Annotated in this window: 22 protein-coding genes; 15 read left to right on the forward strand and 7 right to left on the reverse strand. The window is 61.7% G+C overall.

The window, feature by feature from the left end:
- Window positions 1-25: 25 nt before the first annotated feature.
- Window positions 26-2,002 (forward strand): methyl-accepting chemotaxis protein, encoded by a 1,977-nt coding sequence (locus ACPW74_RS01810; RefSeq protein ID WP_043152548.1) that lies wholly within the window; start codon window positions 26-28, stop codon window positions 2,000-2,002.
- 167 nt (window positions 2,003-2,169) lie between these two features.
- Here ACPW74_RS01810 and rfaH read toward each other — a convergent pair whose 3' ends face one another.
- The 4 genes from rfaH to metN form a co-directional block, all read right to left on the reverse strand.
- A complete protein-coding gene (rfaH, locus tag ACPW74_RS01815) occupies window positions 2,170-2,670 on the reverse strand; it encodes a transcription/translation regulatory transformer protein RfaH (RefSeq protein WP_010673182.1) in 501 nt (166 codons plus the stop codon).
- Window positions 2,671-2,767: 97 nt separating this feature from the next.
- The gene (gene metQ, locus ACPW74_RS01820) at window positions 2,768-3,568 is read right to left on the reverse strand and encodes a methionine ABC transporter substrate-binding lipoprotein MetQ (protein WP_010673183.1); all 801 of its coding nucleotides are present in this window, start codon (window positions 3,566-3,568) and stop codon (window positions 2,768-2,770) included.
- 26 nt (window positions 3,569-3,594) lie between these two features.
- The gene (locus tag ACPW74_RS01825; protein ID WP_134997942.1) at window positions 3,595-4,248 is read right to left on the reverse strand and encodes a methionine ABC transporter permease; all 654 of its coding nucleotides are present in this window, start codon (window positions 4,246-4,248) and stop codon (window positions 3,595-3,597) included.
- Window positions 4,229-5,272, reverse strand: coding sequence for a methionine ABC transporter ATP-binding protein MetN (gene metN, locus ACPW74_RS01830; RefSeq protein ID WP_039040957.1), 1,044 nt, complete (start codon window positions 5,270-5,272; stop codon window positions 4,229-4,231). Before metN ends, ACPW74_RS01825 begins: the two co-directional genes overlap by 20 nt.
- A gap of 471 nt (window positions 5,273-5,743) precedes the next feature.
- On the opposite strand from metN, the gene ACPW74_RS01835 reads away from it, so the two are divergent.
- Window positions 5,744-6,199: a hypothetical protein gene (locus ACPW74_RS01835; protein ID WP_010673186.1), complete on the forward strand. Its 456-nt coding sequence runs from the start codon at window positions 5,744-5,746 to the stop codon at window positions 6,197-6,199.
- 52 nt (window positions 6,200-6,251) lie between these two features.
- Here the strand turns inward: ACPW74_RS01835 and ppgK are convergent, their stop codons facing one another.
- Together ppgK and queG are read right to left on the reverse strand one after the other, a co-directional pair.
- On the reverse strand, window positions 6,252-6,995 hold the full coding sequence (gene ppgK / locus ACPW74_RS01840; protein ID WP_202041142.1) for a polyphosphate--glucose phosphotransferase: 744 nt from the start codon (window positions 6,993-6,995) through the stop codon (window positions 6,252-6,254).
- 83 nt (window positions 6,996-7,078) lie between these two features.
- Window positions 7,079-8,233, reverse strand: a complete 1,155-nt coding sequence (queG, locus tag ACPW74_RS01845; protein ID WP_201996015.1) for a tRNA epoxyqueuosine(34) reductase QueG — start codon at window positions 8,231-8,233, stop codon at window positions 7,079-7,081.
- 99 nt (window positions 8,234-8,332) lie between these two features.
- Here queG and ACPW74_RS01850 point away from each other — a divergent pair, with 99 nt between their 5' ends.
- The 10 genes from ACPW74_RS01850 (at window position 8,333) to ACPW74_RS01895 (ending at window position 18,966) form a co-directional block, all read left to right on the forward strand.
- The gene (locus tag ACPW74_RS01850; protein WP_279981822.1) at window positions 8,333-9,835 is read left to right on the forward strand and encodes an NAD(P)H-hydrate dehydratase; all 1,503 of its coding nucleotides are present in this window, start codon (window positions 8,333-8,335) and stop codon (window positions 9,833-9,835) included.
- A 17-nt stretch (window positions 9,836-9,852) separates the two neighbouring features.
- Window positions 9,853-10,326, forward strand: a complete 474-nt coding sequence (tsaE, locus tag ACPW74_RS01855; RefSeq protein ID WP_029313846.1) for a tRNA (adenosine(37)-N6)-threonylcarbamoyltransferase complex ATPase subunit type 1 TsaE — start codon at window positions 9,853-9,855, stop codon at window positions 10,324-10,326.
- Window positions 10,327-10,349: 23 nt separating this feature from the next.
- Window positions 10,350-11,867 carry an N-acetylmuramoyl-L-alanine amidase gene (locus ACPW74_RS01860; RefSeq protein WP_425858526.1) on the forward strand — a complete coding sequence of 506 codons (1,518 nt, stop codon included), beginning with the start codon at window positions 10,350-10,352 and terminating at the stop codon, window positions 11,865-11,867.
- A gap of 106 nt (window positions 11,868-11,973) precedes the next feature.
- Window positions 11,974-13,857 carry a DNA mismatch repair endonuclease MutL gene (gene mutL / locus ACPW74_RS01865; RefSeq protein ID WP_134997938.1) on the forward strand — a complete coding sequence of 628 codons (1,884 nt, stop codon included), beginning with the start codon at window positions 11,974-11,976 and terminating at the stop codon, window positions 13,855-13,857.
- A 92-nt stretch (window positions 13,858-13,949) separates the two neighbouring features.
- On the forward strand, window positions 13,950-14,867 hold the full coding sequence (miaA, locus tag ACPW74_RS01870) for a tRNA (adenosine(37)-N6)-dimethylallyltransferase MiaA (protein WP_080770083.1): 918 nt from the start codon (window positions 13,950-13,952) through the stop codon (window positions 14,865-14,867).
- Window positions 14,868-14,939: 72 nt separating this feature from the next.
- The gene (hfq, locus tag ACPW74_RS01875; protein ID WP_011704864.1) at window positions 14,940-15,203 is read left to right on the forward strand and encodes an RNA chaperone Hfq; all 264 of its coding nucleotides are present in this window, start codon (window positions 14,940-14,942) and stop codon (window positions 15,201-15,203) included.
- A 63-nt stretch (window positions 15,204-15,266) separates the two neighbouring features.
- Complete coding sequence (gene hflX / locus ACPW74_RS01880; protein ID WP_010673194.1) at window positions 15,267-16,553, forward strand: ribosome rescue GTPase HflX; 1,287 nt, start codon at window positions 15,267-15,269, stop codon at window positions 16,551-16,553.
- Window positions 16,554-16,646: 93 nt separating this feature from the next.
- The gene (hflK, locus tag ACPW74_RS01885; RefSeq protein ID WP_279981819.1) at window positions 16,647-17,798 is read left to right on the forward strand and encodes an FtsH protease activity modulator HflK; all 1,152 of its coding nucleotides are present in this window, start codon (window positions 16,647-16,649) and stop codon (window positions 17,796-17,798) included.
- Window positions 17,799-17,801: 3 nt separating this feature from the next.
- Window positions 17,802-18,686, forward strand: a complete 885-nt coding sequence (hflC, locus tag ACPW74_RS01890; RefSeq protein ID WP_010673196.1) for a protease modulator HflC — start codon at window positions 17,802-17,804, stop codon at window positions 18,684-18,686.
- Between the two features lie 91 nt (window positions 18,687-18,777).
- Entirely contained in the window at window positions 18,778-18,966 is a 189-nt protein-coding gene (locus ACPW74_RS01895) for a DUF2065 domain-containing protein (RefSeq protein ID WP_010673197.1), read from the forward strand.
- An 88-nt stretch (window positions 18,967-19,054) separates the two neighbouring features.
- On the opposite strand, the gene ispB is transcribed toward ACPW74_RS01895, so the two are convergent.
- Window positions 19,055-20,026, reverse strand: a complete 972-nt coding sequence (ispB, locus tag ACPW74_RS01900; RefSeq protein WP_279981818.1) for an octaprenyl diphosphate synthase — start codon at window positions 20,024-20,026, stop codon at window positions 19,055-19,057.
- Between the two features lie 242 nt (window positions 20,027-20,268).
- Between ispB and rplU the strand changes: the two genes are divergently transcribed.
- From rplU to cgtA, 3 genes are all read left to right on the forward strand, one after another.
- On the forward strand, window positions 20,269-20,580 hold the full coding sequence (gene rplU / locus ACPW74_RS01905; RefSeq protein WP_005304210.1) for a 50S ribosomal protein L21: 312 nt from the start codon (window positions 20,269-20,271) through the stop codon (window positions 20,578-20,580).
- Between the two features lie 17 nt (window positions 20,581-20,597).
- Entirely contained in the window at window positions 20,598-20,855 is a 258-nt protein-coding gene (rpmA, locus tag ACPW74_RS01910) for a 50S ribosomal protein L27 (protein WP_010673199.1), read from the forward strand.
- A gap of 189 nt (window positions 20,856-21,044) precedes the next feature.
- Window positions 21,045-22,247 (forward strand): Obg family GTPase CgtA, encoded by a 1,203-nt coding sequence (gene cgtA / locus ACPW74_RS01915; protein ID WP_279981817.1) that lies wholly within the window; start codon window positions 21,045-21,047, stop codon window positions 22,245-22,247.
- Window positions 22,248-22,531 lie beyond the last annotated feature (284 nt).

Below are 22,531 nucleotides of genomic sequence, written 5' to 3' on the forward strand. Positions count from 1 at the left end.
TGCCCGACGAATTCCAAGGATGGCCATGAAAATATCAAGCAAGTTGTTGTTGAGCTTCTGTTTTATCAACCTGCTCATCATTCTCTCCTCCGCCCTTGTCTATCATCAGCTCGGCCGGATCGAAGGCTCGCAAGATGCCTTGCTGGCCCAGGCCCTGCCCGCCCTGCAGCGGGACGAGGCGAGCCAGAAAGCCCTGATTGCCACCGTTTCATCCCTGCGGGCCTATCTCATCCTCGGCAAGGATCCGGCACAGGGTGATCGCATCAAGCAGGAGTGGGAAGAGGCCTGGCACGCCATCGAGCGCCAGCGTTTCACCCCCGACCTGACCCGGGCACTCAAGGATTTCAAGGGGGCACAGTCACAGGTGTGGGCCCTGGCTCACACCGAAGAGAACCTGCCCGCCCACACCCTGATGCTGCTGGAGGCCGGCCCCCTGGCGGAGTCGGCCCTCGATCAGTTGCAGTCTTTTGCCAATGAAGAGGTGGCGACGCCCCAGGCGACGTTGCCCGGTGACAGGCGCCTGCTGCTCAAGCAGGTGGGGGATGCCTACAACAGCCTGGGCAATGCGCTCTCCGCCCTGCGGGATTTCCTCATCTCGGGGGAGAAGGAGTACCTGGACAAGTACCGGGACTACTACCAGTTTCACCAGCAGCGGGTGGCCGAGCTGAAACAGCAAGAGGCCAACTTCACCGAGGCACAAAAGGGGCTCTGGACGCTCTTTGAAGAGATGTCAGCCCCCTTTGCCGAGCTGGTCGGCCAGGTGATCGAGAAGCGCCAGGCCCCGGACTGGGACAGGGCCAACCACCTGATGGCCACCGAGATAGAGCCCGCCCTGACCCGGCTGGCGGATCAGCTGGCGACCCAGGTGACCCATACCCGTGCCGAGGTGGACAAGATGGCTGGGGAGATGGCGGCCGCCAGTCAGACCATTCACCGCACCCTGCTGCTCGCCACCACCAGTGTCATCCTGCTGGGCACCCTGGTGGCCCTGCTGTTCAGCCGGCGCCTGACCCGGGACATCGCCAGCCTGGTGAAACGGGCGGGCCTGGTGGCCGATGGCCGCCTCCCCGTCACCCCCTTGCCCGTGCTTCGTCAGGATGAGCTGGGAGGGCTCACGGGCTCCATCAACCGGATGTCGGCACAGTTGCGCGAGCTGGTGGGGGAGATCCAGGGGGCGGTCGGTCAGGTGGAGGGGGCTGGCCGCGAGGTGGGCCAGACCACCAATGCCATCGTGGATGATCTGGCAAGCCAGAATCAGCGGCTCGATGCGGTGGCAGCCGCCATCGAGCAGATGTCGGTCAGTACCCGGGATGTGGCGGGCAACATTGCGGACGCGGCGGGAGCGGCTCGCCAGACCGAGCAACAGGCAAGGGAGGGGGAGCAGGCCCTCGCCCGCATGGGGACCACCATGGCGCAGATTGGTGCCATGATTGCCCAGGCAAACCAGGCGATGACGCAGCTCAGCAGCCAGAGCGAGCAGGTGGGGAGGGTCACCGAAGTGATCGCCACCATCGCCGAGCAGACCAATCTGCTGGCACTCAATGCGGCCATCGAGGCGGCGCGGGCCGGTGAGCAGGGACGGGGATTTGCCGTGGTGGCCGATGAAGTGAGGCAGTTGGCCAGCCGCACCAGCGCATCGACCATGGAGATCAACCAGACCATTGCCAGCATCCAGCAGCAGACCCGGGAGACCGCGGATACCGTGGGCAGCGGCACCCTGCTGGTGGAGCAGGGGCGCGGCGCCGTGGCCTCGGTGACCGAGACCCTGGAGTCGATGGCGACGCTGGTGCAGGATCTCAGCGGCCAGCTTGCCGCCATCGCCACCGCCACCGAGCAGCAGTCAAGGGCGGCGCAGGAGGTGGCGGGCACGGTGGAGGAGATTGCCGGGCTCAGCCATCAGTCCAGCGAGCATGGCCAGCAGGGGGAGCAGATCGCCGCCCGCCTGACCCGGGAGACGGGGAGACTGACATCGGCCATCAGCCGCTTCGAACTGGATGCCTGACGCAAGGGAGAGAAAAACGGGGCAGACCTCTGGGTCTGCCCCGTTTTTTTCGGCCCGACAACCTGGTGGTGGAAGGATGCACGACGCAGGTGCGGTCCTGACCGATCGGGAGCAGAGGAATGGTGTCTTGTGTACTGCCCTGTGGCTCTTTCTGCCGGCAGGACGGGTCACTCCAGGCGGCGGAAGGCCTGGTTTTCGAAGCTGCTGCAGGTCTCCTGGTTGAGCAGGTTGACCAGCAGGATGGCCCGCTTTTCGCCATCCGGCTCCAGATAGATGGCTTCAAACCCGGCGAGGGGGCCGGATTCGATAAGTACCTTGTCTCCCTGGGTCGGCAGACGGGCATAGCTGGCGCGCGCCTCGTCGCTGTCGTCCCGGCTCATGAGCCGGTAGATCAGCTGGCTGCTGACGGGGGTCCACTCCTTGCCGAAGTGGATGATGCGACTGATGCCCCGGGTCGATTTCAGGGTGACCGGGGTGACCTCTTCCAGATCCACGTAGATGAAGAGATAGTTGGGGAACATGGGCTCGCGCTGGGGTACGCGCTTGCCTCGCCGCAGTTTTTCAATCTCGACCATGGGGTAATAGGATTCAACGCCCTGGGCTGCCAGATGGGCGCGGGCGCGGGCCTCTTCCTTGGGTTTGCAGTAGGCCAGATACCATTTCTTCATTGTTGTTCTGTTTTTCGTGTTGCCGTGCTTGCGGCTATCATAACGGGGGTAAAAAAAAAGGCCACGCTTGACGTGGCCTTTTTTCCAGAGTGAGTGATTACCAACCTTTCACCAGACCGCCCTTGAACAGTTCGGTCCCCTTCTTGAAGACCTCGTCGGTCTGGAAGGACTGGACGAACTCCTTGACCTTCTCGTCGTCCTTGTTGTTCTCGCGAGCAACGATCAGGTTGACGTAGGGGGACTCCTTGTCTTCGACAAAAAGGCCGTTCTCGGTCGGGGTCAGACCAATCTGACCGGCGAAGGTGTTGTTGATGATGGCCAGATCCACGTCTTCCAGGGAGCGCGGCAGTTGTGCGGCTTCCAGCTCGACGATCTTGAAGTTGCGCGGGTTGCTGGCGATGTCCAGCACGGTCGCTTCCAGACCGGCACCCTCTTTCAGCTTCAGCAGGCCCTGCTTCTCCAGCAGGATCAGGGAACGACCCAGGTTGGTCGGATCGTTCGGCACCGCGATCTGGGCACCGTCTTTCAGCTCGGACAGGGCCTTGACCTTCTTGGAGTAACCGGCGATCGGGTAGACGAAGGTGTTGCCGACCGGCACCAGCTTGAAGCCGCGATCACGGATCTGGGCATCCAGGTAGGGCTTGTGCTGGAAGGCGTTGACGTCGACGCTGCCGTCGTTCAGGGCCACGTTCGGGGTGACGTAGTCGGAGAAGGTGACCACTTCGACGGTCAGGCCGTATTTTTCCTTGGCAACCTTGGCCGCGGTCTCAACCAGCTCGGTCTCGGGACCGGCGATGGCGCCCACCTTCAGGGTCTTGTTCTCTTCCTTCTGGCCGCAACCGACCAGTACCAGGGTTGCCAGCAGCGCAGCGGCTGCGGATTTGATGCCCAATTTCATAAAAACCTCCTGTCAGAAATCGACGATTAACGATGATCACATTGTTTGACCAGGCGCTCACCCGCGCTCTGGATGAGTTGAACCAGCACCACCAGAATGACCACGGTGACCAGCATGACGGTGGGATCGAAACGCTGGTAGCCGTAGCGAATACCCACATCACCGAGACCACCGCCTCCGATGGCACCTGCCATGGCGGAGTAGTTCACCAGGGTGACGAGCGTGATGATGATGCTGTTGAGGATCCCCGGCAGGGCCTCGGGCAGCAGCACCTTGGCGATGATTTGCAGGGGCTTGGCCCCCATGGCCTTGGCCGCTTCCAGCAGGCCGTCAGGCACCTCCATCAGGGCCCCTTCCACCAGGCGGGCGATGAAGGGAATGCAGCCCACGGTCAGCGGCACGATGGCGGCGATGGTGCCGATGCTGGTGCCGACGATGAAGCGGGTCAACGGAATGATGGCGACCAGCAGAATGATGAAGGGCACCGAGCGGCCGACGTTGACGATGACGCCCAGGACCTTGTTGAGCAGAGGATTGGCCAGGATCTGGCCCGCCTTGGTCACGTGCAGCGCCACGCCGAGCGGCAGGCCGAGCAGGCAGCCGAACAGGGCGGAGGCAAACACCATGATGAGGGTGTCGCCCAGAGCCGAAATCAGCAGATTAATCATTGCTTCGGACATAACCCATTACCTCCAGCTGAATGTGGTTGTCGATGAGGAACTGCTGGGTGGCCTCGCACTGGGCCTCGTCCCCGAACAGTTCCGCCAGCAGGAAGCCGAACTTGACGCCACCGGCGTATTCGATGTCTGCGCTCAGGATGCTGATGTCGATGTTGAAACGGCGGCTCGCCTCGGAAATCAGCGGTGAATCCACCGTGGTCCCGGTAAAGCCGAGCTTCACCAGGGGATAGCTGCCGGGCACCCGGTCGCTACTCATCCGATCCTGATACTCCTGGGGCACTTCCAGGTGGATGGTGGAGTGGATGAAATCCCGGGCCAGCTGGGTCTTGGCATTGCTGAAGAACCAGGCCACTTCCCCCTGCTCGATGAGACGGCCGTCGCTGATGATGGCCACTTCGTCGCAGATCCCCTTCACCACGTCCATTTCGTGGGTGATGAGCAGTATGGTGAGCCCCAGCTTGACGTTGATCTCCTTGAGCAGGGTCAGGATCGAGCGGGTGGTCTGGGGGTCGAGGGCCGAGGTGGCCTCGTCACACAGCAGGACCTTGGGAGCCGGTGCCAGGGCACGGGCGATGGCGACGCGCTGCTTCTGCCCGCCGGAGAGCTCGGACGGATAAGCGTGGGCACGGGCTTCCAGCCCGACCAGGGCCAGCAGTTCGCTGACCCGGCTCTGGATCTTGTCTTTGCTCCAGCCCGCCAGCTCCAGCGGGAAGGCGATGTTGGCGGAGACGGTGCGAGAGGCCAGCAGGTTGAAGTGCTGGAAGATCATGCCAATCTGGCGACGAGCCTGAGTCAGATCCCGCTCGCTCAGGGCGACCAGGTCCTGGCCATCGACGATGACCTGCCCCTCGGTGGGGCGCTCCAGCAGGTTGACGCAGCGGATGAGGGTACTCTTGCCGGCACCGGAGGCACCGATCACCCCGAAGATCTTGCCTTGGGGCACATGCAGGCTCACGTCACGCAGGGCGTGCACGGCATCACTGCCTTTACCGTAGACTTTGTTGAGACCGATCAACTTAATCATGGATTTTTCCGTGCTAACAGCCTTAAAGCACAGGGCGCTACAGGCGGGTAAATTGGGCAGAGGTTTCACTGGGTAGCTCTGTCATCATGGAGGATGATGCTAAGATGTCCGGATGGCTGTGTCAACGCATGTTTTTACGTCTAGACGTCTAAAAAATGGATAAGGATTCCCGCCATTTGACTATGGTGTGGAGGTATCACCACCAGTATCAATATTAGATTCCGATTTGATGACTCCAGTCCGAATATAAGCTGGTAAATATCTTTTATGTCGTCGATTTGATGCCTCCCTTCGGGCAAGGTGCCCGGTTGTCCGGGCAGCATCGCTGCCGGTTTCCCCTTCCTCCTGCTATCTCTTTTTCTGCTTTCTTTTCCATCTCCTTGATGCAGAACAATAAATGACCAGTTCGTGGCCGTGTCGACATGCCAGCTCCCTATACTGGCTGCAGGTAGATGCCAGGAGGGAGGCGAGATGCGATTCCAACAGATCAAGGACCTGATGCTCTATCTCGAAGAGCTTCATCATCGGCAAGGGCACATTTACGGGCGCCAGATCCCCCGGGTGGATGCTGAGCGCAGCAGGATGTTGCTGGCCTATCTGCAAGGGCGGGAGGATGCCGCGGCGGCCCATCTGCACGATTATCGCGAGCAGATGGGCAGCGCGGTGAAGGAGACCTGGCTGGATCAGGGGTTTGGCGAGGATCTGCTGGCCGAGGGGGATCGTCTGGCGCTGCCCGCCACAACCCAGCCCGCGGAGATAGTGGCCCTGGTGTCACGCCAGGAGGAGAGGCTCATCGGCGAGCTGGAACGTCTGGCCCGGGAGTGCCCCACGCCCGACACGGCGGCGCTGCTGAAAGCCCTGGCCTCCATGGCCCAATCCCGCCTGACCCGTCTGGTACACGGTGCTCATCGCCTCGACGATCTCTGAGCCCGGATGAGAGAGACCCGGCACGGGCCGGGTCTTCTGATGTTGCTGGCGGTCAGCCCCCTTGCCGGGACGCGCCATAGAGGGCGGCGCCTATGATGCCGGCCTGGTTGAGGTTCGCGGCCGCCACCAGGGGAGCCCGGGTCTCAATCTTGTCGATGAACTTGTCGAGCTTGGCGGCGCTGCCGCCCCCCAGGATGAAGAGGTCGGGGGAGAACAGAAACTCCAGGCGAGCCAGGTATTTGTTGAAACGTTTGCCCCAGCGGCCCCAGGAAAGATCCTCGCGCTTGCGCACCGCATCGGAGCAATAGTGTTCGGCCACCATGCCTTCCAGCATCAGGTGACCCAGTTCGGTATTGGGCAGCAACTGGCCATTGACGAAGACGGCGGTACCGATGCCGGTGCCGACGGTGATGAGAATGATAACGCCCTGGCGATCCTGCCCGGTGCCAAAGCGCATCTCCGCCAGACCGGCCGCATCGGCGTCGTTCAGGACATGGCAGGGCAGGCCGGTCACATCGGCAAACAGGTGGGCGGCATCGGTCTCAATCCAGCTCTTGTCGATGTTGGAGGCATTCTTGGCGATGCCGTTGTGGATGGTGGCGGGAAAACCGCACCCCACGGGCCCCTTCCATTCGAAGTGCTCGACCAGCGCCTTGAGGGTGTGTGCCACGGCGGCCGGGGTTGCCGGTTGCGGTGTGGCGATGCGGTGGCGTTCGCCAATCAGCTCCCCGGTTTCGGTGTCGACCAGGCAGCCCTTGATCCCGGACCCCCCAATATCTACTCCCAGCATCTGCATCAGAATCTTCCTTTTATTGTGCCGATGTTCAATGGTCGGCAGAGCATGAAAAAATGGCTGCGATCCGGCAAGGGCCAGATCACTTATGCGTGATCCGGCAGACCTTTTTCGATGCAGCGGATCAGCAATCGCGTCTTTTTATTCTCTTCCTGCTGACGCCTGGCCAGGGTCGCCAGCGCCCACTCGATATGCTCGGCCACCATGGGCGCCGCCTCAGGCAGCGCCTGTTGCAGGGCGGCCAGGACCTCGCTGCTGGCCGGTCCGTTGCCAAGGGCTACCGCCAGGTTGCGGCGCCAGCGCTGATAGCCGATGCGGCGGATGGGGCTGCCTTCAGTGTGCTTGAGAAATTCGGCCTCGCTCCAGCCCCACAAGGTCAAGAGGGGCGGGCGGTGCAGATTGGGGCGCGGGCTGAAGTCGGGCTCCGGGCTGGCATCGGCATAGCGGTTCCAGGGGCAGATGAGCTGGCAGTCGTCACAGCCATAGATGCGATTGCCCATGAGCGGCCTGAACTCCTCGGGAATGGGGCCGTCATTCTCGATGGTGAGATAGGAGATGCAGCGCCGCCCGTCCACCACATAGGGGGCGATGATGGCACCGGTGGGGCAGATGTTGATGCAGGCCACGCACTTGCCACACAGCTCCTTCTCCACCGGGGCATCCACGGGCAGCGGCAGGGCGATGAGCAATTCTCCCAGAAAGAAGAAGGAACCGGCGGACTCGTTGAGCAGCAGCGAGTGCTTGCCCACCCAGCCAAGGCCGGCCTTGGCCGCTAGCGGCCTTTCCAGAATAGGGGCCGAGTCGACGAAGGGGCGCCACTCGCCCAGGGTTTGTCCCGCCGCCTGCAACAGGGTTTCGCACCGCAGCTCGATGCGCTCCCCCAACTGTTTGAGCCGATTGCGCAGCACCTTGTGGTAGTCGCGGCCGAGGGCATAGCGGCTGATGTAGCCGAGGGTGGGATCGCGCAGGGTGGCGGCAAAGCCCGCCTCGAACGGCAGATAGTTCATCCGCACCGAGATGACCCGCAAGGTGCCCGGCAACAGCTCGTGGGGGCGGGCCCTCATCATGCCGTGGCGCGCCATGTAGTCCATGGTGCCGTGATAACCGGCATCCAGCCAGGCCTGCAACCTTGGCTCTTCCAGAGTGAGGTCGGTGTCGGCGATGCCGACCTGGTCAAATCCTAGCTCCCTTGCCCAGAGCTTGATATCGTGGGCCAGTTGCGCAAGTTCGGCAGCCGTCATGCAGCATCCCCCCTCTGCCTGCAGGAGTGTGGCAGGCGCAGGGCGGCAATATGGCGTGCCAGTTGCCGGGTCATGGGATGATGAAACGTGGGGGCCGTCATGGTAGAGGTGTTCGGGGACGCTATCCGCAAAAATGAGTGGGAGAGTCTAGCACAACCCCTGTGGCGGGCCGAGCAGATCCGCAGCATGGAACGGCGCTGGGCCGAGCAGGAGGGGTTGCCCCTCTATGTGCTGATGGAGCGGGCCGGGAGTGCGCTGTGCAACTATGCCTGTCACCACTGGCCCGACAGCCGTCAGTGGTGGATCTTCGTCGGCCCTGGCAACAACGGTGGGGATGGCTACGTGCTGGCCCGCCTTGCCCGGCGCATCGGCCTCGAGCCTTTGGTGATTGCCGCCCGGGCTCCCGGCCTGCTGAGGGGAGATGCCAGGCGGGCTGCCGAAGAGTGGCTCGCATCGGGGGGGAGCGTGACCATGGCCGAGGATCTGCTGCCCGCCACGCTGCCGCCGCCGGATCTGGTCATAGACGCACTGCTCGGTACCGGCGTCCAGCTTCCCCTCTCCTCGTCAATGACAAAGATCGTCGCAACAATCAATGGCTTGAACGCGCCCGTGCTGGCGGTGGATCTCCCCTCCGGGCTCAATGCCGACACCGGCCGCGCCATGGGCGCACTGGTGCGTGCCACCCGCACCCTCACTTTCATCGGCATCAAGCAGGGCATGCTCACCGCCGACGGGGTAGACGGAGTCGGCCACCTCGACCGGGATCCCCTGGGAGTGACGCCGGGGGAGGAACGGGTTCCCGCTGCCGAGCGGATCGATTATCCCAGCCTCAAGGGGTTGCTGACCCCGCGCAGGCGCTCGGCTCACAAGGGACACAGCGGCAAGGTACTGCTGACGGGGGGGAACCTCGGCATGCAGGGAGCCATCCTGCTGGCGGGTCAGGCCTGTCTGCGGGCGGGGGCGGGATTGGTACGCCTGCGCCAGCACCCGGATTGCCCGGCGGCCAGCCTGGTTCAACCCGAGCTGATGGGATGCCCGGCGGACATGGATGAAGGGTGGGCGTCGGTGCAGGTACTGGGCCCCGGGCTCGGTCAGGATGGGTGGGGCCGGGCCCGGTTCGAACAGGGCATCGGAGCCGCCGTGCCACTGGTATTGGACGCCGATGGATTGAATTGGCTGGCGCAGGCCCCCCGTCATCAGGATAATTGGGTGCTCACGCCCCACCCCGGGGAGGCGGCTCGCCTGCTGGGTTGCTCCATCGCCGAGGTCGAGGGGGACAGGTTTGCGGCCGTCTCGCGACTGCAACAGCGCTACGGTGGTGTGGTGTTGCTCAAGGGGGCGGGGTCGCTCATCTGCGACGGCAGGCGCATTTCCCTGTGCGACGAAGGCAACCCCGGCATGGCCAGTGGCGGCATGGGTGACCTCTTGTCTGGTATAATCGCCGCCCTTCTGGCTCAGGGCTGGTCTGCGGGCATGGCCACCCGACTCGGGGCCGTGATCCACGCAGAGGCCGCCGATCTGGCCGCTGCCGAGGGTGAGAGGGGCATGCTGGCATCGGATCTGCTGCCCTGGATCCGTCGTCTGGTCAATCCGACACAGTAACAAGTAACAAGAAGAACATGGCAAAAACCTTGATGATGACACTGCCGGACGAGGCAGCAACAGTGGCGCTGGGTGGCCGTCTGGCAAAGGCGTGCCAGCAGGCCACCACGGTATTTCTGCACGGTGCCCTCGGGGCCGGCAAAACCACCCTGACCCGAGGCTGGGTGCAGGGACTGGGTCATGAGGGCAAGGTCAAGAGTCCGACCTATACCCTGGTGGAGCCCTATGAGCTTGCCCAGTGGCAGGTCTATCACTTCGATCTCTATCGACTGGCGGACCCGGAAGAGCTGGAGTTCATGGGCATTCGCGACTATTTCGCCGCCGATACCCTCTGCCTGGTGGAGTGGCCAGAGAAGGGCGACGGCTGGCTGCCAGCCCCGGATCTCGAGATCACCCTGAGTTATGCAAACGAGCAGCGCGAGGTGCAGATTGATGCCCGCACTGCTATCGGCGAAGCCATTCTGGAACGGTTGTCATCTCAGTGCGCGTGATCCTTGTCTTTGTTCTCTCCTTGATGGCATTGCCCACCTGGGCCAATCAGCTCAAGAGTGTGCGGGTGTGGCCATCACCGGACAACACCCGGGTGGTGCTCGACATGAGCAGCGCCCCCAATTTCAACTACTTCACCCTGACCGGTCCGAACCGTCTGGTCATCGACCTGAAAGGGGCGAGCAACGCCACCAACCTGGCCCGCATCGAGAACAAGAGCGAGCTGGTGCGCAAGATCCGCGAGAGCACGCCGCTGGAGAAGGGGGGCCTGCGACTGGTGCTGGATCTCGGCTCTGCCATCAAGCCGGTGGTCTTCCCGCTGGCGCCGGCAGGTCCCTATGGCCATCGTCTGGTGATCGATCTTCCCTATGAAGAGAAGGGGAGCGCTGCGGCGCAGCCCGCTCCCGTCGGGGGACAGGGCAAGGCCATCGTCATCGCCATCGATCCTGGTCACGGTGGGGAAGACCCGGGCTCCATCGGCCCGCTCCGCACCTACGAGAAGCGGGTGACCCTGGCGGTCTCCCAGAAGCTGGCGGCCCTCATCGACCGGGAACCCGGCATGCGAGCCGTGCTGACCCGCCGTGGCGACTACTTCGTCGATCTCAACAAACGCTCCGAGATTGCCCGCAAGGCCAAGGCTGACCTGCTGGTGTCGGTGCATGCCGACAGCTTCCACAACTCGACTCCTCGCGGCGCCTCCGTCTGGGTGCTGTCGACCAACCGCGCCAACCGCGAGATGGGTAGCTGGCTCGAGAAGCAGGAGAAGCAGGGGGAGCTGCTGGGGGGCGTTGGCAAGGTATTGGCCGAGTCTGATCCCAACCCCTATCTGGCGCAGACCTTCCTGGATCTCTCCATGGACAAGTCCAGGGCCGAAGGCTATGACGTCAGCCGCCAGATCCTGCGCTCGCTCGGCCGGGTGGCCAGATTGCACAAGAAGGCGCCGGAACATGCGAGTCTGGCGGTGCTGAAGGCGCCGGACATCCCCTCGGTACTGGTGGAGACGGGCTTTATCTCGAACCACGCCGAGGAGAAGCTGCTGGCCACCGCCAGCTATCAGGATCAGCTGGCCCGGGCCATCTTCGAGGGGATCCGCAACTATTACCGCAGCCATCCGACCAAGGGGCCCATGCTCACCGGCAAGGGCCAGGTTGCCGCCCCGCCGCGTCAGGCGCCTGCCAGCAAGCCGGTCGCCGTCAGCAAGCCGGTTGCCCAGCCAACGCAGCAGGTCGTGACCAACCGGATGCCGGCGAGCGAGCCCTATCGCGTTGGTGAGGGCGGCGCCCCGGTCAGCAGCGTCGGCAGCGCCTCCGGTGCCGGCGTGATCAAACCTTACAAGGTCGCAGCCCAGGAGCCGAGTGCGCCGGTAGCCAGCGTGCAGAGCAACGACAAGTCCAACATGATCCGCCACGTGGTCACCCGCGGCCAGAGTCTCTCCCGTCTCGCTGAGAAACATGGGGTGAGTCAGGCGCGACTGGTGGAGATCAACAAGCTCAAGTCACGGGACATCCAGATAGGGCAGGTGCTCTATATTCCGCGAAAATAGCGCGGGCTGAAGAACGCTGCCCTTCTCTGCCGATGGCAGGGAGGGGCGGTGAGCGTTGATGGCGCCAGGTCCACCTCTTCCCCTTTTTCATCTGCAGGAGCAAGCGATGCCAATCCGTATATTGCCGCCGATTCTGGCCAACCAGATTGCTGCCGGTGAGGTCGTGGAGCGGCCCTCCTCCGTGGTGAAGGAACTGGTGGAAAACAGCCTGGATGCGGGCGCCGACCGGGTCGAGATCGACATCGACAAGGGAGGCGCCAAGCTTATCCGCATTCGTGACAACGGCTGCGGTGTCGCCAGGGATGAGCTGGTGCTGGCGCTGTCGCGCCACGCCACCTCCAAGGTGGCGACCCTGGACGATCTGGAAGGGATCAACAGCCTGGGCTTTCGCGGGGAGGCGCTCGCCTCCATCAGCTCCGTCTCCCGCCTCACCTTCACCTCCCGCACGGCAGAGCAGAGCGAGGCCTGGCAGGCCCAGGCGGAAGGGCGTGAGATGAGCGTCACCGTCAAGCCGGCAGCCCACCCGGTGGGCACCACGGTGGAGGTGGTGGATCTCTTCTTCAACACCCCGGCGCGGCGCAAGTTCATGCGCAGCGAAAAGACCGAATTTGCCCACATCGACGAACTGGTGCGCCGCATCGCGCTCTCCCGCTTCGACGCCACCCTGATCCTGCGTCACAACGGCAAGGTGGTGCGCCAGTACAAGGCGGCCAACACGGTGGCGGAGCAGGAGCGCCGCCTCGCCGCCGTCTGCGGCTCCCCCTTCATGCACCATGCCCTGGCGGTATCGAGCGAACACAGCGACGTGCGGTTGTGGGGCTGGCTGGCCACCCCGGCAGGAGCCAGGCCGCAGAACGACCTGCAATACACCTATGTCAATGGCCGCATGATGCGGGACAAGCTCATCAATCACGCCATTCGCCAGGCCTATGACGAGCTGCTGCCCGCCGATCGCTTCGCGGCCTATGTGCTTTATATCGAGCTGGATCCCCGCCAGGTGGACGTCAACGTCCATCCGGCCAAGCACGAAGTGCGTTTCCATCAGGCGCGTCTCATCCACGATTTCATCTTCCAGGCGCTGTTTACCGCCCTGCGCCAGGACGGGGCAGGGAGCGCCACCGATGCCCCCCTGGCCGAGACCCAGGTCGAGCTGCCGGGCAGCCCGGAGATCACCTATCCGGGTCAGGCGCCGCGCACCGAGTGGTACGGTGCCGAACACGGCTATCGGGCTCCTGCCCCTGCGCGAGATGGCGACGGCGTGCGGGAAGGCGGTGGTGGCAGGGGAGGACACTACCAGCCTCCCGAGCCCCCGAGCCGGGCCGCGATGCGAGGCATGGGGGCCTTGCTCACCACCCTGCCCGAGGTGGCGACGCCGGCATCCCGGCCCGGAGCCGAGAGCGGTGCCGTCGAGACGCCAGCCCGAACGGGGGATTGGCGTGCCCTGAGCCTGGTCGAGCAAGCCTATCTGCTGATGGAGCGTCAGGGGCAGCTGGCGCTGCTCTCCCTGGTGCGTGCCGAGCGTCTGTTGTTGCGCCACTGGCTGCTGGATGCCTGGGGCCAGGGGCTGGCGGCCCAGCCTCTGTTGCTGCCGGTCTCCTTCAAGCTGCCGAAAAACCTGGTCGCCCTGGTGGAGGAGCGGGAACGCCTGCTCAAACGCATGGGGCTGGAGTTGAAAAGCGGGGGACGCGACACCATGATCCTGACTCGGGTGCCTGCCCTGCTGCGCCAGACCGATCTGGCCCGTCTCTTACCCGAATTGTTGCAGCTGGTCGAGAGTGGATCTGACAGTGATGCCGACGCACAGGCTGGGGTACTATGCCAGTGGTTGGTGGAACAAGGCATAAGTGCCGAAAAAATATACGATTTTGCCACTGCCACCCGGTTGTTGACGGAACTTGTTGCCGATTTCAGTGACCAACTGGCAGACGTTCGCATGGTGCGCCCGTTGCCGCTGGCGAACGTGCTGGCCGAGTTTGCCGATGGCAACTGACGGCGTCTCGTCGTCTGTTGCATCCATATGACCAGTTTTATGCTGGCTCGCCCGTGAAGGGGCGGCCGAAGGGAGTGTTTAACGTGGCTGACTTGCCGACTGCAATTTTTCTGATGGGGCCGACGGCCTCCGGCAAGACGGATCTCGCCATTGAACTGTGCCAGGCCCTGCCCTGCGACATCATCAGCGTGGACTCCGCGCTCATCTATCGCGGCATGGACATAGGCACCGCCAAGCCGACGCCAGCCGAGCTGGCGCAGGCCCCGCACCGGCTCATCGACATCCTGGATCCCGCCATGAGCTATTCGGCGGCGGATTTTTGCAAGGATGCCCTGCGGGAGATGAAAGAGATCGCCGACCGTGGCCGCATTCCGCTGCTGGTGGGTGGCACCATGCTCTATTTCAAGGCGCTGCTGGAGGGGCTCTCTCCACTGCCTTCCGCCGATCCCGCCATTCGGGCCGGCATCGAGGAAGAGGCTGCCCGCCTCGGCTGGCAGGCGCTGCACGACGAGCTGGTGCGCATCGACCCGGTGGCCGGTGCCCGCATCCACCCCAACGATCCCCAGCGCCTGTGCCGGGCGCTCGAGGTTTACCGCATCAGCGGCAAGACCCTCACCGAGCTGACCCAGGTACAGGGAGAGGGGCTGCCCTACCGGGCGCTGCAGTTTGCCATCGCGCCGAGGGATCGGGCCGTGCTGCACCAGCGCATCGAGCAGCGGTTTGACAAGATGCTGGGCAGCGGCTTCGAGCAGGAGGTGAGGGCGCTTTACGAGCGGGGGGATCTCACCCCGGATCTTCCCTCCATTCGCTGCGTGGGATACCGCCAAATGTGGGACTACCTGGCGGGGGAAGTGGAGTATGATGAGATGCGTTATCGCGGCATTGTTGCCACCCGCCAGTTGGCCAAGCGTCAGATGACCTGGTTGCGCGGTTGGCCTGATGTGACCTGGTTGGAATCTGGTGAGTCTGGCAATCTGGCCAGGGTCGTCGCCCAAGCTGGTCCGGCTTGACACTCCTGTATAATCAGGTTGTTATATTGAATATCCGGTGTTTAAAAACAACAAACTATAAGGAAAAGAAAGATGGCTAAGGGGCAATCTCTCCAAGACCCGTTTTTGAATGCGCTGCGCCGTGAGCGTATTCCTGTTTCTATCTATTTGGTGAACGGCATCAAACTGCAGGGTCAGATCGAATCGTTTGACCAGTTTGTCATTCTGCTGAAGAACACCGTGAGCCAGATGGTCTACAAGCACGCCATTTCCACCGTGGTGCCGGCCCGTGCCGTCAACCATCACCAGCACGCCCCGGGCGCCGCCGGTGAAGAGCAGGGTGAAGCCGAGGCGTGATATCCTGCGGCGAGTTCACTCGCCAACTCAGATCCATCATGATACCTGTCAAGGAGCAAGCGCTTGTTTGACCGTTACGAAGCTGGTGAACAGGCCGTTCTGGTACATGTCAACTTCAGCGATGAGGGCGAGCGGGAGGATCTGGACGAGCTCAAGATGCTGGTGAGCTCGGCCGGGGTCAATGCACTGGGGGTGATCACCACCAGTCGCAGCGCACCCAGCGCCAAATTTTTTGTCGGCAGCGGCAAGGCGGAAGAGATCGCGTCCCAGGTCCAGATGCTGGACGCCGACGTGGTCATCTTCAACCATGCCCTGACCCCTGCCCAGGAGCGCAACCTGGAGCGTCTGTTCCAGTGCCGGGTCGTGGACAGGACTGGCCTTATCCTCGATATCTTCGCCCAGCGCGCCCGCACTCACGAAGGCAAGTTGCAGGTCGAACTGGCCCAGTTGCGCCATCTTTCCACTCGTCTGGTGCGAGGCTGGACCCACCTTGAGCGACAAAAGGGGGGGATCGGTCTGCGCGGCCCGGGTGAAACCCAGCTTGAAACCGACCGACGCCTGCTGCGTGAGCGCATCAAGGCCATTTTGCGCCGCCTCGACAAGGTGGCCAAGCAGCGGGAGCAGGGGCGCCGTGCCCGCAACCGCAACGAAGTGCCGACCGTTTCTCTGGTGGGGTATACCAACGCCGGAAAATCCACTTTGTTCAACCAACTTACAGATGCCAGCGTGTATGCTGCCGACCAATTGTTCGCAACCCTGGACCCCACCCTGCGTAAATTGGTGATTCAGGATGTGGGTGATGTGATCCTGGCGGATACAGTTGGATTTATTCGGCACTTGCCCCATGATCTGGTCGCGGCCTTCAAGGCGACCCTGCAGGAGACTCGCGAAGCGGACCTGCTGCTGCACGTGGTGGACTGTGCCGATGAACAGATGCAGGAGAATATCGAGTCGGTCCAGCGTGTGCTGGCCGAGATCGAGGCGGATGACCGTCCCCAACTGATGATCTGCAACAAGATCGACAAGCTGGGGGATCGTCCGGCTGGTCTTGAACGGGATGAGGCTGGACGACCGGTGCGAGTCTGGTTGTCGGCCCAGACTGGCGAGGGTAGTGAATACCTGTTCCAGGCACTGACCGAACTGCTGGCCGGCTCCATGGTGCATCACACCCTGCAACTGCCCCCTTCCGCCGCCAGACTGCGCAGTGCGCTCTATCGGCTGAAAGGTATCGAGCAGGAAGGTTTCAGCGAGGAGGGGGACTTTGTGCTGGAAGTACGCCTGCAACTGGCTGACTGGAACCGCCTCATGAAACAAGAAGGTGAGAGTTTACAACGCTTTATCAGGCATTGATGGGTCGATGAACATAAATGGTTTGCTGACTTCATCGCCCCTCTGTGGCCCGATAGAGATGATATCCATCCGCATGTATTAATGGAGACGCTGATGGCTTGGAATGAGCCTGGTAACAATGGCAAAGACCGTGACCCCTGGGGGAACAACGGCAAGAATCAGGGCCCCCCTGATCTGGACGAGATGCTTCGCAAGGTGAGCCGTCGTTTTGGCGGTCTGCTCGGTGGTGGCAAATCCGGTGGTGGTGACGTCGGCAAGTTCGGCCTCTCCATCGCCTTGGTGGTGGCCGTGGTGGTGTGGGTCGTCAGCGGCTTCTACACCATTCGCGAAGCCGAGCGAGGCGTGGTGCTGCGCTTTGGCGAATACTCCCACAACGTGGATCCCGGCCTGCGCTGGAAACCGACCTTCATCGACCGGGTGATCCCGGTGGACGTGGAGTCTGTCCGTTCCCTGCCGGCGTCCGGTTTCATGCTGACCCAGGATGAAAACGTGGTGCGGGTCGAGATGGACGTGCAGTATCGCGTGGTCGATCCCGAGCAGTACCTGTTCAGCGTGACCAACGCCGACGAGAGCCTGAGCCAGGCCACCGACAGCGCCCTGCGCTACGTGGTGGGTCACACCCGGATGGATGATGTGCTGACCACGGGTCGTGAGAAGGTGCGTCAGGAAACCTGGCAGGTGATCGACAGCATCATCGAGCCCTATCAGATGGGTCTGCAGATCGTGGACGTCAACTTCCTGCCGGCGCGTCCGCCGGAAGAGGTGAAGGATGCGTTTGATGACGCCATTTCCGCCCAGGAAGATGAGCAGCGTTTCATCCGTGAAGCGGAAGCCTATGCCCGTGAAGTGGAGCCCAAGGCTCGTGGCCAGGTCAAACGTCTGGAGCAGGAGGCCGAAGCCTACAAGTCCCAGATCGTGTTGAAGGCCAAGGGTGAAGTCGCTCGCTTCAACGAGCTGCTGCCCCAGTATCAGGCCGCGCCCGAGCTGACCCGTGATCGTATCTACCTGGAAACCATGGAAGAGCTCTATCAGCAGGCCAACAAGATGGTGGTCGACATGCCGGCTGGCAACAACAGCATGATCTACCTGCCGCTCGACAAGCTCTCTGGCAAGGCGAATGCCGTGCAACCGGCACGTCCTGCGGGCACCCCAGCAGTCGAGGCGGCCCAGCCGTCCAACGAAGGGGCCAACTCCACTCCGACCCCGCTGCGTGGCGGTGATCGTTTCAGCACAGGGAGAAACTGATAGATGAAAAAGCTAGCTATTGGTGTCATCGCTGTGGCCGCCATGGTCTGCTTCTCTTCCATCTTCATCGTCGATGAAGGACAGAAGGGGATCGTGGTGCAGTTTGGCAAGGTGAAACGGGTCGACTCTGGTGAACCGCGCCTGTACGAGCCGGGCCTGCACTTCAAGGTGCCGCTCATCGACCAGGTACGCAAGATGGATGCCCGCATCCAGACCCTGGAAGGCCAGGCGGATCGCTTCGTTACGTCCGAGAAGAAGGATCTCATCATCGACTCCTACGTGAAGTGGAAGATCGAGGACTTCTCCAAGTACTACCTGGCGACCGGTGGTGGCAACAAGATCCAGGCTGAAGACCTGCTCAAGCGCAAGATCAACAACGGCCTGCGTTCCGAGATCGGTAACCGCACCATCAAGGACATCGTCTCCGGCGAGCGCAGTACCGTGATGGAAGATGCCCTGATGAAGATGGCGCGCTCCTCCGAGCTCGGCATCAAGGTGGTGGATGTGCGCATCAAGCAGATCAACCTGCCGGTGGAAGTTTCCAGCTCCATCTATCAGCGGATGCGTGCCGAGCGGACTGCGGTTGCCCGTGAACACCGTTCACAGGGTCGCGAGCAGGCCGAGATCCTGCGTGCCGACATCGACCGCAAGGTGACCGTGATGATCGCCGACGCCGAGAGTAATGCCCGTCAACTGCGTGGTGAAGGGGATGCCGAAGCCGCCAGGATCTATGCCGACAGCTACAAGAAGGACCCGGAGTTCTTCAGTTTCGTGCGCAGCATGGAGGCCTATCGCAAGAGCTTCGCCGGTGGCAACGACCTCATGGTCCTGAAACCGGACAGCGAGTTCTTCCGCTACCTCAAGTCGCCGCACGGCAACAAGCAGTAAACATGTGTTGATATGACCCAAGGGCCTGATGATTCAGGCCCTTTTGTTTGCCGGCCACAGACCGGCAGGGGAACAGGGATAGGGAGAGGTGATGCTGACATCCATGTTGATGGGGCTGGGGTTGCTGCTGCTCTTCGAAGGATTGGGGCCCTTGCTCGCTCCCAGGGCATGGCAGCAGATGCTGCGCCTGCTCGGGGAGTTGCCGCCGGAACAGCTGCGCCGCATCGGCGGCTGTCTGGTGGTGGCAGGTGGCGTCATCTTGTGGGCGTTGGCCCGTTAGAGCCTGTGTTGATACGACAGTGGCACGGGGAATTCGGACAATAAAAAAGAGGCCAGAGGGCCTCATTTTTATTGTCCGCCGGCTGGCATCAGGCGCTGCGCTGCACCGCCATGTGGGCCAGGGTCTCCAGCGCTTGCTTGTGCCGGGAGTCCGGCAGGATGGCGAGGGCGGCGATGGCCTTGTCAGCCTCTTCCCGAGCTCGCTGGCGGGAGTATTCGAGAGCTCCGGTGCGATCCAGGATGCCCAGAATACGCTCCAGGTGATCCATACCGTTGCGGTGCTCGATGGCATCGCGCACCAGTTGACGCTCTTCCGGGGTACCCACTTCCATGGCGCGCAACAGCGGCATGGTCGGCTTGCCTTCGGCCAGATCGTCACCCACGTTCTTGCCCATCTCCTCGCTCTGGGAGCAGTAGTCCATCACGTCGTCGATGATCTGGAACGCGGTACCCAGGTACTTGCCGTAGTCGGTCATGGCCTGCTCGACGGGCTCGGGCTGATGGGTCAGCACGGCGGCGAGTCGGGTCGCGGCTTCAAACAGCTTGGCGGTCTTGCAGTAGATGACCGTCATGTAGCTCTCTTCCGTGGTATCCGGATCGTTGCAGTTCATCAGCTGCAACACTTCCCCTTCGGCGATGGTGTTGGTGGCATCGGAGAGGATCTCCATCACCTTCAGGTTGGAGAGTTCGCTCATCATCTGGAAGGAGCGGCTGTAGAGGTAGTCACCCACCAAGACGCTGGCGGCGTTGCCAAACAGGGCGTTGGCGGTTTCCCGGCCGCGGCGCAGGTCGGATTCGTCGACCACGTCGTCGTGCAGCAGGGTGGAGGTGTGAATGAACTCGATGATGGCGGCCAGTTTCAGGTGATCTTCACCCTCATAGCCCAGTGCGCGTGCGGCCATCACGGTCAGCATGGGGCGCATCCGTTTTCCGCCTGCACTGACAATATAGAAACCCAGCTGGTTGATCAGGCTGACATCGGACTGGAGTCTCGCCAGGATCAGTTCATTGACCGCCGTCATGTCGGCGGCACAGAGCGCACGGATAGTCTGTTGGTCCATAAGTCTCGTAACGTGACGGCAGCATTTACTGCGTTTTTAGCAATGGCGGGGATTCTACACGATTTCACAATGGGTTACAGTTAGGCGTTTATTCACGGGGGCAGATATGCGCACAAAATAAACTTTTTGCTAAATTGGCCTTGCCTCGGCAAATCGTTCTGCGTAGAATGCCCGCCCATTGTTATAGGTTTTTGTGCGTGTCTGGCCTTGAGCAAAAGACACGCCTTTACGGAGTTAATCAAATGTACGCGGTATTCCAAAGCGGCGGAAAACAACACCGTGTGGCCGAAGGTCAAATCGTTCGTCTGGAAAAGCTGAACGTTGAGACTGGCGCTACCATCGACTTCAACGAAGTGCTGATGGTTGCTGCAGGCGACACTTTCAAAGTAGGTGCTCCTTTCGTTGAAGGTGGCAAGGTTGTGGCTGAAGTTGTGGCTCACGGCCGTGGCGAGAAAGTGACTATCGTCAAGTTCCGTCGTCGTAAGCACCACCGTAAGCAAGCGGGCCACCGTCAGTGGTTCACTGAAGTCAAAATCACTGGCATCAGCGCTTAATTAGAGGAGTCCGATAGATGGCACACAAAAAAGCTGGCGGTTCATCCCGCAACGGTCGCGATTCTGAAGCTAAACGCCTGGGCGTGAAGCGTTTCGGCGGCGAAACAGTTCTGGCTGGCAGCATCATCGTTCGTCAGCGCGGCACCAAGTTCCACGCTGGTGAGAACGTTGGTCTGGGCAAGGACCACACTCTGTTCGCTACCGCGAACGGTAAAGTGCAGTTCGAAGTTAAAGGTCCGCAGAATCGTAAGTACGTCAGCATCGTTGCTGAGTAATTACGGACCGCAAGGATCCGAAGCCCCGCCAACCTGGCGGGGCTTTTGTTTTTCTGATGAGTTTGACGAAAAAACGGCACGCGGATGAGCCGGCGCTGACAGCCCTCATCGGCCAGATGCGCCTCGCCCGAAGGGGCCCGTATCACTATAATTGCGTATCGGTTTTTCGAATTAAGGTGACGGTTACCTATGAAGTTTGTTGATGAAGTCCAGATTCGAGTCGATGCCGGTGACGGTGGTAACGGTTGTGTGAGCTTCCGCCGCGAGAAGTACATCCCGAACGGCGGCCCGGACGGCGGTGACGGCGGTGATGGTGGCGACGTGTATCTGGTGGCCGATGAAAACCTGAACACCCTGATCGACTACCGTTTCGAGCGCTTCCACGCCGCCGAGCGTGGCGAGAACGGCCAGAGTGCCAACTGTACCGGTCGTCGCGGCAAGGACAAGATCCTGCGAGTACCGGTCGGCACCCGCGCCACCGATGAAGACACCGGCGAACTGCTGGGGGATTTGACCAGTCACGATCAGAAGCTGCTGGTTGCCAAGGGCGGCTTCCACGGCCTTGGCAACACCCGCTTCAAGAGCTCGGTCAACCGGGCGCCGCGCCAGAAGAGCAACGGCACCCCGGGTGAAGTGCGTACCCTGAGGCTGGAGCTGCTGCTGCTGGCGGATGTCGGCATGCTGGGTCTGCCCAACGCAGGCAAGTCCACCTTCATTCGCGCCGTTTCTGCGGCCCGTCCGAAAGTGGCAGACTACCCCTTCACCACCCTGGTACCGAACCTGGGTGTGGTACGTGGCGAGAACTCCCGCTCCTTCGTCATTGCAGACATTCCCGGCCTCATCGAAGGGGCTGCCGAGGGTGCAGGCCTGGGGATCCGCTTCCTCAAGCACCTGGAGCGTTGCCGCGTCCTGATCCACCTGGTGGACATCTGCCCGGTGGATGGCTCCGATCCTGCCGAGAACGCCGTGACCATCGTCCGGGAGCTGGAAAAATACAGCCCCGAGCTGGCGGGCAAGCCGCGCTGGCTGGTCTTCAACAAGATGGACCTGATCCTGGAAGAAGAGGCTCAGGAAGTGATGGACAGAGTCAAGGCAGCCCTCAACCACGAAGGTCCGGTCTACGCCATCACCGCCATCAGCAAGGAAGGCACCAAGAAGGTGTGCTACGACATCCTGGATCTGCTGGACACCATGCCCCGTCAGCTGGCGGAGGATGCCAGAGACGCCATCGAGAAGGTGGAGTTCAAGTGGGACGACTACCACAAGAACCAGCTTGCCAAGGCGGAAGCCGACGCCCTGGCGGCTTCAAAGGCCTTTGATGACAGCCTGGATGACGATGACTGGGACGATGAGGACGACGACGGGGTCGAAGTGATCTACGTCCGCGACTGAGCCTCTCTCTCGTGACAAGACCGGAGCCAGACAGGCTCCGGTTTTTTTATGGGAGGATCGACGGGATCACCCTATAGATATATTTTTCATGTCTCTTATTGCCTGACAATGGCTGCGGATTATACTGCGCACCTGAATGTAACCTGTATGAAACATTATGCTAACCATTCAAGTTGAATCGATATGCATGACTGTTTTGGTTTGTTCTTATGGATGGTTCGCCTGATAAAATATTTATGCTTGAAATGATCAATTAACAGCTTGTTTGTGCAGTTTTTTGGGTT

Source organism: Aeromonas sp. INTO2, from assembly GCF_049860605.1.
Lineage (GTDB): Bacteria > Pseudomonadota > Gammaproteobacteria > Enterobacterales > Aeromonadaceae > Aeromonas > Aeromonas caviae.